The organism is Bacillus sp. FSL R7-0646 (assembly GCF_037969865.1).
Lineage (GTDB): Bacteria > Bacillota > Bacilli > Bacillales > Bacillaceae > Bacillus > Bacillus licheniformis.
The window spans coordinates 3825163-3841112 of sequence record NZ_CP150217.1; the positions used below are offsets into that span (position 1 = coordinate 3825163).

The 15950-nt window shown below is 45.6% G+C and carries 15 protein-coding genes; 3 read left to right on the forward strand and 12 right to left on the reverse strand.

The features are described 5' to 3' along the window. Positions 1-92: 92 nt before the first annotated feature. From MKY62_RS19905 to MKY62_RS19925, 5 genes are all read right to left on the reverse strand, one after another. The gene (locus MKY62_RS19905) at positions 93-1199 is read right to left on the reverse strand and encodes a histidine kinase (RefSeq protein ID WP_003186134.1); all 1107 of its coding nucleotides are present in this window, start codon (positions 1197-1199) and stop codon (positions 93-95) included. Positions 1200-1213: 14 nt separating this feature from the next. Next, the gene (locus MKY62_RS19910) at positions 1214-1852 is read right to left on the reverse strand and encodes a response regulator transcription factor (protein WP_011198404.1); all 639 of its coding nucleotides are present in this window, start codon (positions 1850-1852) and stop codon (positions 1214-1216) included. Between the two features lie 158 nt (positions 1853-2010). Further along, positions 2011-2382, reverse strand: coding sequence for a DUF423 domain-containing protein (locus MKY62_RS19915; protein ID WP_009329806.1), 372 nt, complete (start codon positions 2380-2382; stop codon positions 2011-2013). Positions 2383-2449: 67 nt separating this feature from the next. Then, positions 2450-3751: a purine/pyrimidine permease gene (locus MKY62_RS19920; protein ID WP_003186140.1), complete on the reverse strand. Its 1302-nt coding sequence runs from the start codon at positions 3749-3751 to the stop codon at positions 2450-2452. Between the two features lie 39 nt (positions 3752-3790). Continuing rightward, the gene (locus MKY62_RS19925) at positions 3791-4099 is read right to left on the reverse strand and encodes a YwdI family protein (protein WP_009329807.1); all 309 of its coding nucleotides are present in this window, start codon (positions 4097-4099) and stop codon (positions 3791-3793) included. 271 nt (positions 4100-4370) lie between these two features. On the opposite strand from MKY62_RS19925, the gene MKY62_RS19930 reads away from it, so the two are divergent. After that, a complete protein-coding gene (locus MKY62_RS19930; protein WP_016886299.1) occupies positions 4371-5753 on the forward strand; it encodes an aldehyde dehydrogenase in 1383 nt (460 codons plus the stop codon). A gap of 47 nt (positions 5754-5800) precedes the next feature. Here MKY62_RS19930 and MKY62_RS19935 read toward each other — a convergent pair whose 3' ends face one another. Further along, positions 5801-6478, reverse strand: a complete 678-nt coding sequence (locus MKY62_RS19935; protein ID WP_003186145.1) for a uracil-DNA glycosylase — start codon at positions 6476-6478, stop codon at positions 5801-5803. Positions 6479-6491: 13 nt separating this feature from the next. Beyond that, positions 6492-7310: a glycosyltransferase family 2 protein gene (locus tag MKY62_RS19940; RefSeq protein ID WP_003186146.1), complete on the reverse strand. Its 819-nt coding sequence runs from the start codon at positions 7308-7310 to the stop codon at positions 6492-6494. Positions 7311-7547: 237 nt separating this feature from the next. Between MKY62_RS19940 and MKY62_RS19945 the strand changes: the two genes are divergently transcribed. Further along, entirely contained in the window at positions 7548-8360 is an 813-nt protein-coding gene (locus MKY62_RS19945) for a bifunctional hydroxymethylpyrimidine kinase/phosphomethylpyrimidine kinase (protein WP_011198406.1), read from the forward strand. Positions 8361-8393: 33 nt separating this feature from the next. On the opposite strand, the gene MKY62_RS19950 is transcribed toward MKY62_RS19945, so the two are convergent. From MKY62_RS19950 to MKY62_RS19970, 5 genes are all read right to left on the reverse strand, one after another. After that, positions 8394-8660 carry a hypothetical protein gene (locus MKY62_RS19950; protein ID WP_025805367.1) on the reverse strand — a complete coding sequence of 89 codons (267 nt, stop codon included), beginning with the start codon at positions 8658-8660 and terminating at the stop codon, positions 8394-8396. 88 nt (positions 8661-8748) lie between these two features. Next, positions 8749-10185 (reverse strand): sucrose-6-phosphate hydrolase, encoded by a 1437-nt coding sequence (locus MKY62_RS19955; RefSeq protein WP_003186152.1) that lies wholly within the window; start codon positions 10183-10185, stop codon positions 8749-8751. A gap of 17 nt (positions 10186-10202) precedes the next feature. Beyond that, entirely contained in the window at positions 10203-11582 is a 1380-nt protein-coding gene (locus MKY62_RS19960; protein ID WP_009329812.1) for a sucrose-specific PTS transporter subunit IIBC, read from the reverse strand. A 245-nt stretch (positions 11583-11827) separates the two neighbouring features. After that, positions 11828-12658 carry a PRD domain-containing protein gene (locus MKY62_RS19965; RefSeq protein ID WP_003186155.1) on the reverse strand — a complete coding sequence of 277 codons (831 nt, stop codon included), beginning with the start codon at positions 12656-12658 and terminating at the stop codon, positions 11828-11830. A 42-nt stretch (positions 12659-12700) separates the two neighbouring features. Then, positions 12701-12991, reverse strand: a complete 291-nt coding sequence (locus MKY62_RS19970) for a hypothetical protein (RefSeq protein ID WP_009329813.1) — start codon at positions 12989-12991, stop codon at positions 12701-12703. A 480-nt stretch (positions 12992-13471) separates the two neighbouring features. Between MKY62_RS19970 and MKY62_RS19975 the strand changes: the two genes are divergently transcribed. Continuing rightward, positions 13472-15892: a S8 family serine peptidase gene (locus MKY62_RS19975; protein ID WP_016886300.1), complete on the forward strand. Its 2421-nt coding sequence runs from the start codon at positions 13472-13474 to the stop codon at positions 15890-15892. The last annotated feature ends 58 nt before the right edge of the window (positions 15893-15950 follow it).

The following is a 15950-nucleotide window of genomic DNA, read 5'->3' on the forward strand; positions in this document are numbered from 1 at the left end:
ATTTTGATTTCATTATAAAAAAAAGATGAATGGTGCGGCAGTGCAGCATTTCATCTTTTTCACATGAGAAAATTCATATTCAATTCATGAAATCATTCATGCTTGGGCAGCAGGGTGGTGACAGAGAAGCCGTTTGAACCGTCAACGATCACCTTTCCGTTAACAGAAGCGGCCCGTTCCTCCATCCCGATGATCCCCATCCCTTTCTTGATTTTCTGCCGCCCTTTTCCGTTGTCTTTCACTTCGGCTTTAATGAGCGTATTCAGCACATGAATACAGATGGATACATGTGTCGCTTCAGCATATTTCACCGAGTTTGTCAGCGCTTCGGTGATGTTTTCAAAAATAATCTTCCATTGAATCTGAGAAATAACATCCAAATCGCCTTTATGCAAAAATGAAATATTCATATGGTACTGCGCCGAACATTCATCGATAAACAGCCTCAATCTGTGGATGCCCATCTGTTCTGAGGGCGGCTTGACGCTTTTTAACGTCAATCTAATATTTTCGATCCCGTCCTTGGAGATGTTAATCGCATTTTGCAGGAGCTCTGAAGCTTTTTCCTTGTCTATGTCAAGGACGCGCTTCGCCGCTTCGAGCTGAATCAGCGCTCCTGTCATGGAATGACCGATTTTATCGTGTATTTCCTGGGAAAGCCGGTTGCGCTCCTCAAGCTTATAAGTATATTCGGATTGTCTGATAAACTCTTTGTTTTCACGCAGCATGTTTGTCAGCTTCTGCAGGTCTCTTCTCGTTTGATCAATATGATGTTCAAGCTTTTCAATCCGCGCTGCATCATGGCTTGCCGCCCAGTACAGCAAAAATTGAAAAGCGGCCGTCAACGCGTAGACCGCTGAGATGCTTTCATTGATAAACAAGACCGGAACGATTGAAGCGGCAAGTACCGCCCACTTCGGCAGCCCAAAATCGGCTGCTCCTTCACACAGGGTAAAAGGAAGGAATAAAATAAATAGGGGGTGCACTTCTGCATAAGAAACGATTGAAATGATGACAGAAATGATAATAAAAAGCTTTTTTGTTTTTCCTTTAGGTAAAATCGCAATCCCGAGGTTGATACAGACGTAAACAAGAAGGCTGAACACAAGCCACGGCAGATTGTCACTTTCCGAAAAAACGCATTGATAGATGATAAATCCCAACAAAATCAGTTTGCCGGTCATAATCCGCAATTCCATGGTGATCCCCCAGGTTAAAAGTTAACTTTACCGGTTAAATAATAAATCGCAATTTGCGTCCGATGTTCAAGCCCTGTTTTCCCCAAAATCGAGGAAATATAATTGGCAATCGTACCTTCAGAGATAAACAGCTCCTTCGAAATTTCTTTATTGGACAGCCCTCTGGCGATCAGCGCCATAATCCCGAGCTCGCGTTCGGTAAACAGGCTTTCGTCTATCTTAGGTTCCGCTTCTTTATGCTCCGCCAAATTGGACTTAATCTTGTCGAGGATGATATCCTGCATCACAATATGGCCGTTGAACACACTTTTAATCGCGTCTCTGATTCGCTCGGGTTCGGCATTTTTCAGCAAATAGCCTTTTGCGCCGTTCCGTATCGCAGCGACGATGTATTCGTCGTCATCAAACGTTGTTAAGATAAAAGGCTTGGCGCCCGTTTCTGAAATGAGCCGCGCAGCTTCCACTCCATCCATGTTGGGCATGCGGACATCAAGGAGTGCAATATCCACAGCTTGGGCGCGGCAAAATTCGACCGCCTGCAAGCCATCCTCCACCGTCGCCAGCACTTCAAATTCATCATAAGTGCTCAATATGATTTTCATGCCCTCTCTTATGAATGAATTGTCATCCGCAATGATCACTTTAATTTTCATCGTTTGAACGGAGACCGGTCCTCCGCCGTGCACATCCCTTCTGTCAAAATGCAAAAGCCGGGTCTTTCGCCCTGTTCATAACATTAAATTACCATGAATCAGCCCCTGTTAAAATAAAAAAAGCCAATCCTTTTCAGAGATTGGCTTTTTTAGTAAAACTACAAATATTTGACCGCTGAGACAACGACCATGATCCATGCGGCAATAAACGCCACGCCGCCCAGCGGAGTAATCGCACCGAGGACGCTGATTTGCGTAAGGCTGAGGACATATAAACTTCCAGAAAATAAAACGATTCCGGCAAACATCAGCCACCCTGCCGCAGAAACGCTTACCGCACCTGCCAGTTTTGACGCGATGAGCGCGACGGCAATTAAACCGAGCGCATGATACATATGATACTGGACGCCGGTCTGCCAGATTTGCAAATATTTCTCGGGAATTTTCCCTTCAAGACCATGGGCTCCGAACGCTCCTAAAGCAACCGCAAGCATAGCATTGACAGCACCTAAAATCAAAAATAATTTCACGATCAAATCGCCCGCCTTTCCTTTATCATCATAGCGTACATGTCATGAATTTCAACTTATGCAAATCTCATGACACGATATTGTCATATTTCTTTTTCCTAAGCTGTATTTGTTCCGCAGCAATCGCTACGATTGTTCCAAGGACAAGCCCATTGCTTAAAATGGAAACAAAAACAGGATGCATCCCTTCCAAAGCACTCTCAGGTACAAACATAACCCCCACACCGGCAAGGAGCGCAATCCCGGTAACAAAGCGGATGCGGCCGGCCTCGTCCTTTTCATAAGAATCGAATTCGGCAAATGCCAGGCCGACCATCGTTGAAAACACGACGAAGTTCACCGCAAAACCGACCGGAGACGGCAGGCTGGCAAAAGTATTCATGACCAGCGGGAAGAAGCTGATGACGATTACGATCAGACTCCCGAGCAAAAACGGTTTTTTGGAAGACATCCTCGTCGTTTGAATAAACCCTGCAGCTCCGGATATCGGCACGGTCCCTACAGCTCCGAGCAGTCCGCTCAGCAAATGGCTGACAGAGGCGATAAACCCGGCCGGACGGGCCCGCTTCCTCTCTTCCAGCTTCTCAAACTGTTTGACTGCTCCTTCAACCACCCGTATGCTTGCGAGCATATTGACGATTAACAAAACTGTAATGAACAACGAAGTAACAACCAGCCCGCTGTCAAACATCGGCATGCCGAAAGGAAAAATATCCGGAAGGTGGAACAGCTGGTTCGCACGCTCGGGCGCCTTCGCCACGCCGAATACGGCAAATAAGATCCAGCCGCCGAAAAGCGCAATTAAAATTGAATATTGCTTGAGAATCGGAACGTTTGACCGGCTCATCAGAAACGTAGCCAGCATAATCACAACCGCCAGCAAAAACACGGGTATATCGACCTCGTTTTTCCGGTAGCCGATCCCCATGACACCTTTAACGATCGGATCGCTAAGCTGGATGACCAGCAGCAGTAAATAAATGCCTGTCACAACAGGAGTAAACATCACAGCCAGCTTATCAATGACTTTAAATAAACTAAAAATAAAGAAGAAAACCGCGCTTAGCAGCATCGCTCCCTGCAGCCCCTGGAGCGTTTCGATGTGAGTCGCGAATACGGTCCCTGTAAGACCGGCATAAATCGTGTAGACGCCCCACCAGAGGCCAGCCGGACTCTCATTAATCGGCAGGCGGTGTCCCAATAAACATTGGATAAAAGCCGTTGTGCCGAGCACGAAAAAAGTGCTTTGAACCAACCCCGCGGTCTCTCCCTGGTTCAGCCCGAATGACTGCCCGATTGCAATGGGCACCACGATTGCGGACGCAATAATAAATGCCGTCCATTGTAAAGCCCCAAAAAGCAGTTTCAAGTTGATCAACCTCTCTTTTTTAAAACAGACGGACGGCGCCTAGAAATCAAAAATAGAATCTCCGTTGCCGTCATCTTCATGCTTTTGTTTCTCTTGTTTTTTGTATTGTTCAGCACCGGCGCTCCCCATCATTTTTTCGAGCATCAGCTGATCGCTCGATGGTTTATTGGCCGTTTGAACATAAGGCGAAGACTGGACGGACGGCCCCTGCTGCGGTTCCACAATGACGTCGCAAAGGGAGCGGATCACCGCGATGTGCATTTTCAATTCGTTTTCCTGGTGGCATTCCTTTGCTTTTTTCAATTCGTCCTCCATCTTTTGCAGCAAACTTGATATATGTATGTTCATCAAATCGATCCTCCAAACCGTTTTCAGTTTTCATTTCATTTTACCAAATTAACTTCTCTCATGCCGAATGCACTTTTCAAATATTCCTTGCGAAAAATTGCCTCTGCTGCTATGAAGCATTGTCTTTTACATTTCAAAAAAGAATATTCCCCGGCAAAACGCGGGTGAAAAAAGCCAATTTTCTTCCGGACAGAAGTTGACAGCTGAAAAGGCTGTCACCCATAATGAAAAAAACTTCACTCGAATTTCTAAAAGCGAAAGGAAACAGGGAATGGCAGAACGAACAACCTCCATCGAAACGACCGTTACCGAGCAAAAGCAATATTTTTTAAGCGGGGCAACACTAGCTGTTGAAAATCGTCTGGAACAGCTCAACATTCTAAAAGATGCTGTAAAAAAGAATGAACGGAACATACTTGAGGCCCTTCAGAAAGATCTTAATAAATCAGAGCACGAAGCCTATATGACGGAAATAGGCATTGTACTGGAAGAAATCCGCTTCATCAGCAGACGATTAAAAAAATGGGCCAAACCGAAAAAGGCGAAAACGGCCGTTTCGCACATCGGTTCAAAAAGCATCGTCATTCCTGAGCCTTACGGCACGGTTCTGATCATCGCGCCATGGAACTATCCGTTTCAGCTTGCCGTCTCGCCCCTGATCGGCGCACTTGCTGCGGGGAATACCGCCGTCATCAAACCGTCTGAGCTTGCTCCCGCCGTATCAACCGTTATATCCGAGATGATCAAAGATATCTTTCCGCCCGAATATGTGTCCGTTATTGAAGGGGGAGTGAAGACAAACCAAGAGCTCTTGCGGCAAAAATTTGACTATATCTTTTTTACGGGCAGTGTTCCCGTAGGCAAAGTTGTCATGGAAGCCGCGGCAAAACAGCTTATTCCAGTCACCCTCGAGCTTGGCGGAAAAAGCCCCTGCATCGTGCACAAGGATGCTGATCTCAAGCTTGCGGCTCAAAGGATTGTTTTCGGAAAGCTGACAAACGCAGGACAGACTTGCATTGCGCCTGACTATCTGCTCGTACACAAAGATGTAAAAAATGAGCTGATGCGCGCTCTGAAACAATCGATCCAAACATTTTACGGAGAAAAGCCGGAAAGCCATCCGGCTTACGGAAAAATCATAAGTAAACGTCATTTCGAACGGTTAATCCGCTTTTTACAAAACGAGAATATCGTCACAGGCGGAACATATCAAAAAGACGCACTCAAAATTGCTCCGTCCATTATCGATGAACCTGACTGGGAATCGCCGGTCATGCAGGAAGAGATTTTCGGACCGATCCTTCCCGTCATCGGCTATGAAACGATCGAAGACGTTATCCAAATGGTTCAAAGCCGCCCTAAACCGCTCGCGCTCTATTTGTTTACGAATGAAAAAACGGTACAGAGGCACATCCTCAGCCGGATTTCATTTGGCGGAGGATGTATCAATGACACGCTGATGCACACAGCCACACCTTACCTCCCCTTCGGCGGCGTAGGCGAAAGCGGAATCGGAAGTTACCATGGGTATCACAGCTTTAAGACGTTTTCCCATGAAAAAAGCGTTTTAAAACAGACAAACCTGTTTGACATTTCATTCCGTTATCCTTCATCGAAAAACGGGCTGCGGATCATCAAAAAACTTCTCAGGTAGACAGGAGCCAGACAAACGAAGAACCGCTTTTTTAGCGGTTCTAGCGATTAAAGATTCGGAAGGGACCAGTCAATCGGCTCATCCCCGATTTGTTCCAAATACTGATTGGCTCTTGAAAACGGTCTGCTCCCGAAAAACCCGTTTCTAGCCGAGAACGGGCTCGGATGCGGCGATTGGATAATAAAATGCTTGGATGTATCGATTCGTTCTTTTTTCATTTGGGCATGCCGGCCCCAGAGAATAAAAACGACCGGTTTGTCTCTTTTGTTTAAAACATCTATTATACTATCTGTGAGCTGTTCCCAGCCTTTCCCTTTATGCGAATTTGCCTGGCCCCGTCTCACGGTCAAAACGGTGTTCAGCAGCAGAACGCCTTGCTTAGCCCAGCTGACGAGAGAACCGTGATTCGGGATGTCGGCGCCGATGTCATTCTGCAATTCTATAAAAATATTTTTCAAAGAAGGCGGTGGATTGACGCCGGGTTGTACGGAAAAACTTAAGCCATGGGCCTGACCCGGACCGTGATACGGGTCTTGGCCGAGAATTACGACTTTCACATTTTCATAGGAAGTATAATGCAAAGCATTGTATATATCGTTCGGTTCAGGATATACGGTGTGTTCAGCATACTCCCTTTTCAGCATTTCCCTCAGTTCTTGATAATAAGGCTTATCAAACTCGTCCTTCAGCTGTTGCCACCAGCTGTCATTCAAAATCTGTTTCAATGTTCAGGCCTCCTTAGTTCAATTGTCTTGCAGCAGTGAGCCTGGATGCAACCGGTTTTCCATCCCAGACGATTTCGCTTTCCGCTTCCCTTTTTTTCATGGCAGGTTCTTCGAGTAGCACGAAAAAGTTCTTTGTCGGCAGCTTGCCAAGCTGATGCTTTTCACTCAAGACATCCAAGTAATACTGCCTCATTCCGCCAAGATCTCCGGACTGGTTGTCACCCTGGTCTGAAAACGCATAGATTACGCTTGCGAAAGGAACTCTTTTCACGCGAAACCGCTCAGCCGCTCTCAGGAAAAAGTCCCAATCCCAATAATTGTGGACGGCAGGATCGAAGTAGCCGATTTCGTCATGAAGAGATCGTTTGTACATACTTCCTGAAGGAACATATGTAGAAAACTTCCTCATTTCATCCAAGTTAAAGGAATACGCAAAAAGGTAACGGCTTGTCGGAATTCTCATATCCTCTTTTTCTTCAAAAGACACAATCTCAGCATCCGAATAAACAAAATCGGCGGTCTCCAGCGCATTCAACATTCTCTCCATATGGCACGGCGTGAAAAAATCATCATCATCACACAGCATAATAACATCTCCGGAAGCTTCTTTCACCCCTATATTTCTCGCTTTTACATGCTTCACGTTTTCTTTCAGATGTATAACTCTGATCGGAAGCTCTGAATAAAGGCGCTCAACAAAGTCGACGCTCTCCCCGGCATCATTAACAATAATAACTTCAAACGGTTCAACAGACTGTTTTGCAATAGATTCAAGCAATTCGCACAAAGCGGTGACCCGATTATGCGTGACAACTACGATAGATATGTTCATGTTTGTGATATACGCTCCTTCTTATTTCATTCTAAACATATTAAAGCATAATGCGAATAATTTCACATGGATCAAAAGATGGTCTGGTTTTTTATGCCAATCCATTCACGAAATTTTGCAGAGGACCGCTGCACTATAAAGCGGCAGCCATTTCATTGTGATCTTGCGAAAAGCTGTCTATAATAAGTAATAAACCAACTTTGGATGGAATCTCTTATCGTGGAGGATTGACTGAACATGACAATGCACAAAGCACTGACAATCGCCGGCTCTGACTCAAGCGGAGGCGCCGGCATTCAGGCGGACTTAAAAACGTTCCAGGAAAAGAACGTCTATGGAATGACGGCCCTTACGGTTGTTGTCGCCATGGACCCTGAGAACAATTGGAATCATCAGGTGTTCCCAGTTGATACGGAAGTCATCCGCGCTCAGCTGTCGACGATTGTGGACGGCATCGGTGTAGATGCGATGAAAACGGGCATGCTTCCGACAGTTGACATAATTGAATTGGCGGCAGACACAATTAAGAAGCACAGCATGAAAAATGTCGTCATTGATCCGGTTATGGTATGCAAAGGGGCAAATGAAGTGCTGTATCCCGAGCACGCAAAGGCTTTAAGAGAGCTTTTGGCTCCGCTTGCCACGGTCATTACGCCAAATCTTTTTGAAGCCGGCCAGCTCAGCCGCCTTGGAGAAATTAAAACGGTTGAGCAAATGAAGGAAGCGGCAAAGGCCATCCACGGCCTCGGCGCCCAACACGTCCTCATTACAGGGGGAGGCAAACTAAATCACGAAAAAGCGGTAGATGTATTATTTGACGGCCGGGATGCAGAGGTGATCGAAGGAGAAAGAATCGACACCCCATACACGCACGGGGCGGGCTGCACCTACTCCGCGGCAATTACGGCTGAGCTTGCCAAAGGTTCAAATGTAAAAGAAGCCATTTATTCTGCAAAAGCGTTTATTACGGAAGCGATTCGCGAATCGTTCCGTTTGAATCAATACGTCGGGCCGACAAAGCACTCCGCTTTACGACTCAGCGGCAAATAAAAAAAGCCCCTTTTATGTAAAAGGGGCTTTCATTTAGCTTTCCCGTTTGATCGTTCTTGCAGATGATCTTAAGAAAGATTCGATCGATTCCACAAAAAGAGCATATTCTTTCATTTGTTCATAAGTGTCCTGAAGTTTCTTTTGTACTTCCTCATCATTTGGAATTGTTTTATCTTCAATACCGCCGATCAGCTTCTTCATCTGGAGGAGCAAACCATTGTATTCCTCTCTCGTATCCTCAATATGGTCCGCTATTTTTTTCAAACGCATAGCGGTCAATTTCTGCTGGTTTTGATCCACAAAAACAACCCCTTTATACTGCACTCTCTCTAAAAAAAGCATATCATAAAGGGATTGTACAGAAAATAGCAAACAGCAGCCGCTCCCTTTATGCCATTGTCCAGGATGTCACATTCATTATGATTTCTTTTCTGGCACTGATCCAAACATCATTATTTCCCGGGTAAGGAAAATATCTTGCCGTAAAGACTTCCTCTCCCTCATTGACGAAGATTTCAATAGAAGAGGCGTCTAAAAAGATGTTTAAATTGCGAAGCTCCTGCAAACGGCACTGTCTGGCTTCCGTTTTTTCATCAACATAACTGTTTCTCTCCAAGGTTATGATGCCTTCTGCTTTATTGTATATGAGTCGGGCTGCACCCCTGAAGGAAATCTCAAAACCCTCTTCAATAACTTTCGGACTGATGAAAAGCTCAGCTTTGTCCGGTTGAACAATGTCCAATTTTTCGGTGCCTTGATTAAGCGATATTGCCGCGTTTTTTTCGTTTTGGCGGAGCGTTCTAAGCTCCTCGACCGGTTTTTGAACGATTTTATCGTTTTGTAAATGCAATTCCCTCGGCAATGTCATACAGTGCACCCATTGATGCGGAATCGTCGGCTGGCTCTGTTCATCTTGGTCTGGAACACCCATCCAGGCAACCAATATCCTCCGGCCTGATTCGTCTTTTGTCGTCTGCGGCGCATAAAAGTCAAAGCCGCGGTCAAGCTCTTCGAAATCTCCGTGTGTAAACCAGGGTTTCAGCTCGTTCAATTCACCGACAAAATAGCCTGACTGATAGACGTTTTGGTAGAGCATCTCTTCTGCTTCAAGGCCTTGCGGACAGACAATTAAGACGTCTTTGCCGTCCAGTTCGAACATGTCAGGGCATTCCCACATATAGCCGAATTCCCCGAGCTGATCTGTATTTGAACCTGTGATATCGCCGAGGAACTGCCAGTCCTTCAGATTATCCGATTGAAACAGCACCGCCCTTCCCTCAAGATTTTCAGTCTGGGCGCCGAGCACCATGTACCAGCTGCCGTTCTTTTTCCATACTTTCGGGTCGCGGAAATGAGCCGTATACCCTTTCGGAAGCCTTGCAACAACCCCCTGCTTTTCAAACGAGATGCCGTCTTTTGAGACGGCGAGACATTGATAGGTCTCCCTATTTCCCTCGCCGTCTCTGACATTCCCCGTGTAAAACAGATGCAGCACATCATTTTCAGCGATCGCGCTTCCTGAATAACAACCGTTTTTATCAAACCAGTCGCTCGGCGTGAGGGCGATCTCTTCATGCCGCCAGTTAACCAGATCTGCTGAGGAGTAGTGTCCCCATAACTTTGCACCGTGCCCCGTTTTAAAAGGCATCCACTGATAAAAAAGATGGTACACCCCTTTCCACTGAATGAACCCGTTCGGATCATTCAGCAGTCCGACAGGAGGCATGATATGATAATGCAGCCGATAGGGATCAAGGTTTACAATATCCCGGTATTCTTCAACCCGGTTCATTGCCTTTTGACGAAGCTCCTGATCTTGATTCATCGTTTTCCCTCCCTCCGTCACTTTTTCTCGTCTTCATTAATGCCTAAGATAAAGGCTGTGATAAATGCGACAGTCACAGAAATCGCCATTCCGATTAAATAGTGGATCAGGTTGCCCATTCCAAGCGGGGCGACAATCGCAATCATCGGAATTCCCGTCAAACCGTATGCGTTTGCTGCAACATTCATAAAGACAACGTATGCAGCTCCCAGCGCTCCCCCGGCCATTGCCGCGATAAACGGCCGGCGGTAACGGAGGTTGACACCGAAAATAACAGGTTCGGTAATGCCGAGAAAAGAAGAGAAAGCGGCAGGTAAAGCAATTTCTTTTGTTTTTGCACGCTTTGCCAAAAAGAATACGGCAAGTCCGGCCCCGCCTTGGGCGACATTGGACATAGACCAGATCGGGAGCAGGTAGTTCCTGCCGATATCAGCGATAAGGCCGGCCTCAATCGCATGGAAACTGTGGTGGACACCAGTTAGAACGATCAGCGAGTATGTTCCCCCGAAAATCAGTCCGGCAACAGGCCCGGCAACGTCATACACATATGTTAAAATGTTCGTGATCCCTGTACCAAGCATTCTTCCTAAAGGACCGATCGCGATAAAAGCAATGAATCCCGTTGAAATAATCGTGACAAACGGTGTTACTAATAGATCGATCGCATTTGGAACGATTCTTCTTACGCCTTTTTCGATTTTACTCATCACATATACGGCAAGCAAAATTGGAACAACGGTTCCTTGATAGCCAAGCATCTCGATTTTGAGTCCGTAAAAGTCCATCACATCCGGTGATGCAGTTGCAAGTCCCCAAGGATTGAACAAGCTCGGGTGAATTAAAATTCCTCCAAGTACAGCCCCCAGGTAAGGATTGCTGCCAAACTCTTTCGCAGCACTGACACCGATCAAGATCGGAAGGATAATAAATGCCGCGCTCGAGAACATATCAAGCATTTTATACAGCGCCGCATCAGGATCGACCCACTGAAATGCCTTCATCATTCCCAACAGCCCCATTAATAAACCGCTTGCAACAATGGCCGGGATGATTGGCACGAAAATATTTGACAGCGTTTTCGCAAATCGCGCTAAAGGATTCATTTTTCCCTTTGCGGCATCGCTGTGCTGAACCGTTTCCTTTTGGTCAAGATTCAGCTCTTTGGCAAACTGTTCATACACTTTATTAACAAGCCCTGTTCCGAAAATAATCTGGTATTGACCAGAGCTTGAAAAGGCTCCTTTTACACCTTCCAGCTCTTCGACCTTTTCCTGGTCGATTTTTGCTTCGTCCTTAATCACCAAACGAAGCCTTGTCGCACAATGAGCTGCACTGATGACATTATCTTCTCCGCCAAGAAGCTGTATAAGACGTACAGCGATTTCTTTATGAATCATGATGACTCCTCCTTTTTTTTTAAAAAAAAGCAGAAAAGACCTAAAATTCACCAACGAATGGAGGATAGATTTTCCCCATTCATCTAGCAAATTTTAGGTCTTGCCTGCTTTACCAGTCACAATCCCCGGTATTTATTTTTTAATACGCTTTCATTTTATTATGTGATAACGCTTTCGTCAACTACTTTTTTATTCTCTGTGAAAATCGACCTAAAAAAAGCCTGATCGCGCGATATCAGGCGGTATTACCTATAGGAATCATTTAAACGCTGGACATGCAGCGTAATATATCCGACTTCTGATTCCGGAAGATGAAGATCATATTCAGTTTTTACGTAATCCGCCAGCCCTGCCGCACATCGGTAGCTTTCAGGATACTTTTGCCGGATGAAATAAAGCATGTCATCGTCCATGACATGAAACGCTTCATTTGATTCCAGCCGGTTGATGGCATACCTGAGATGCGTGACAAGACGCTGATATGAGATGCTGTTTTCGTCAATCTTCTGATTGAAACAGCATTCGATTTTTTCTATCAATTCTTTGATGATGTTCGTGTATTTTAGAGTCTTCTGCATGTTTTCCGCATCCATTTTTGCGGTATGAATATGCAGCGCAATATAACCCGCTTCATCATCAGGCAATTCGACTTTCAGTTTTTCTTTGACCAAATCGATTGCCCAGAGTCCGATCTCATATTCTTTTTTATAAAGCGCTTTGATTTCATTTAACAATTTATTTTGAATGACGAATCCTTTGCGGACTCGCTCGATCGCAAATGACAAATGATCCACAAGGGCGATGTGGATATGATCGCTCAACGGTGCGGACAGCTGCCCTTCCGCATAGCTGATGATCTCTTCGGCAGCTTCAATATGTTCTTCCGGAAGTGTTTCGAGGATTTGTTTAAACTTTTCATTTTCTTCATGAATGGTAAAAATTTTTTCTACCTTGTTTCTTGGAATGGTATCGTTTTTGCCTTTTTGAAAAGCGATACCAGGTCCCATGACAATTTTTTCTTGACCATCCTCCTTTATGATTGCTGCATTGTTGTTCAATACTTTATAGATTTTCAAAGCTGTCACCCACTTCCCATTATGAGTGGGATTTTACCTTGTTTAAGTTCCCGTGTAAAGAGTTGGTCCGGCTCTTACCCTTTTCACCGCTTTTTTGCAAACAGCCCGGCTGGGTTCTGTCGTATAACTGCCGGGCTTCATTCTCTTACAGCCCGACATCCGCTCTGTCTTCTCTTCTCTTTTTTCCGAAAAGCCGCCTGCCTGATAAGCATCGGCAGCCTGATATGTACCGCCGGCGAACGCCGTCACCTTCATCTGATTTTCTCTGACAGGCATCACCGCATTCAGCAGCACGGCTGTCCATAATTTTAAAAATGATATCAAACCTTTCATACCGATCCCTCCAGTTTCGTTTTGATAAAACTAGCAACTCTATTAAACTTTCTTGCTCTATCTTATCCCAGCAAAATGAAAATGTTTGTCACAATGTGTGTGCAAAATGATTCTAGTTTTTAGAAGTTTTGTTGAAAACTGAAGGAATCGCATGATTCAGCGGATACAAACCATGAATGTAACTTACTCACAGCTTATCCTAAGGATAAACACATATTACCCACAGGATATATCCACATATCCACATACTTATTCAATATTTAGTATAAGAACGTATATTCCCTACAATATCTATACACAAGTTTATTCACTTATACACAGTAAATTGTGCATAAATCTAGAGAAATTCACTCCAATACATTGAATCTTTGAAAATTATTTCTATATATAGAAGGATTTTTTTGAAACTGAGAGAATATTTTAAAAGTTCGAAACTCTAATAATTACAAAGAAACATTTATCCAGAAGGGGGAAAACAGATTGAGAAAAAGTATCGTGCGCTATTTTGTTATGGCTTTTATTCTATTATTTGCGTTATCCACATTCCTCACCGGAGTGCAGGCAACTTCCGTTCCCGATAAAAAGTCGCCTGAGCTTGAGAAAGCTGAAATCTACGGTGATATTGATGTGACGTCTGATAAACAGACGACGGTTATCGTGGAACTGAAAGAAAAGTCGCTTGCCGAAGCAAAAGCGGACGGAGAAAAACAAACGAAGGCTTCTCTAAAAACAGCTCGAAGCAAAGCGAAAAGCAAAGCGCTGAAAACACTTAAAAAAGCGAAAGTAAACCGCGAATACGACCGTGTATTTTCGGGCTTTTCTATGAAACTGCCGGCCAGTGAAATTCCAAAGCTGCTCGCCGTCAAGGAAGTTAAAGCGGTTTATCCAAACGCAACTTACAAACCTGACAGCGTAAAAGGAAAAGACGTGACACTTGCAGCAGACGCCATTTATCCACAGATGGATAAAAGTGCCCCGTTCATCGGAGCGGATCAGGCATGGAAATCGGGCTATACCGGTAAAGGCATTAAGGTAGCCGTTATTGATACGGGCGTGGATTACACCCATCCCGACTTAAAGAATAATTTCGGCCCATATAAGGGCTATGACTTTGTGGATAATGATTATGATCCACAGGAAACACCGACAGGCGACCCGCGCGGCGGAGCGACTGATCACGGCACTCATGTTGCAGGAACAATCGCCGCGAACGGACAGATTAAAGGCGTGGCGCCTGAAGCAACGCTTCTTGCTTACCGCGTGCTCGGCCCCGGCGGCTCAGGCACAACCGAGAATGTGATTGCGGGCATTGAAAAAGCCGTTGCAGACGGAGCAAAAGTGATGAACCTCTCATTGGGAAATTCGCTGAACAGCCCTGATTATGCAACAAGCATCGCACTGGACTGGGCGATGGCTGAAGGGGTTGTCGCCGTTACGTCAAACGGTAACAGCGGACCGGAAAACTGGACGGTCGGCTCGCCGGGAACATCAAGGGTTGCGATTTCCGTCGGCGCATCACAGCTTCCGTATAATGAGTATTCGGTGACGCTTCCTTCGTATTCATCAGCAAAGGTGATGGGATACCAAGAGGAAAAGGATCTTGAAGCATTGAACGGTCAAGAGGTGGAACTCGTTGAAGCCGGCCTCGGACAAGCTGACGATTTCTCAGGCAAAGATGTGAAAGGAAAAGTTGCGGTTATCCAGAGAGGCGTCATACCATTTGTTGATAAGGCTGAAAATGCCAAAAACGCCGGCGCTATCGGAGCCGTGATTTACAATAATGCAACAGGGGAAATCGAGGCCAACGTCATGGGGATGGCCGTACCGACCGTCAAATTGTCAAAAGAAGAGGGCGAAAAGCTTGTTCAACAGATCAAAGAAGGGAAACACTCCGTTGTCTTTTCTTTCAAATTGGACAAAAAGCTGGGGGAAACAATTGCCTCATTCTCGTCCCGCGGGCCTGTCATGGATACATGGATGATTAAACCTGACGTTTCAGCGCCAGGCGTCAACATCGTCAGCACCATTCCGACCCACGATCCGAAAAACCCGTACGGTTACGGTTCAAAACAGGGAACAAGCATGGCTTCCCCGCATGTCGCGGGAACGGCAGCCATATTAAAGCAGGCCAAACCGGATTGGACGCCTGAGCAAATCAAAGGCGTACTGATGAATACGGCGGAAAAACTGACGGATGAAAATGGAAAGCCTCTCCCTCACAATACGCAAGGAGCGGGCAGCATCCGCATCATGGAGGCCCTTAAAGCTTCATCCATTGTAACGCCGGGCAGCCATTCATACGGAACATTCCTGAAAGACAAAGGGAAACAGACGAAAAAACAAGCGTTCACGATTGAAAACCTTTCTTCACACAGAAAAGCCTATCAGCTCGAATACTCCTTTAAAGGAACGGGCATCACGGTATCAGGAACGGAACGAGTCGTGGTACCGGCCAATCAAACAGGTAAAGCAGCGGCAAAAGTAACCGTCAATTCCGCGAAAACGAAAGCAGGCACATATGAAGGCACGGTTTACATCCGTGAAGACGGAAGAAAAGTCGCCGAAATCCCGCTCCTATTGATCGTCAAAGAGCCAGACTACCCGCGCGTCACATCCGTAACAGTTGAACCGGGAGCAAAGCAGGGCGCTTACACGATCGAAGCCTACCTGCCGGGCGGGGCTGAAGAGCTCGCATTTCTCGTCTATGATGAAAACCTGAACCTTCTCGGCCAGGCCGGCGTTTACAAAAACCAGGGCAAAGGCTATCAATCTTATCAATGGAACGGCAAAATCAATGACGCCGCATCCCTTAAGTCCGGAAAATACTATATGCTTGCCTATGCATCCGCCAAAGGGAAATCAAGCTACGTATTGACGGAAGACCCTTTTATCGTCGAATAATGACAAGCCTTGTTGAGAACCACTCAACAAGGCTTTTTTATGTTAAAATACGGATAAT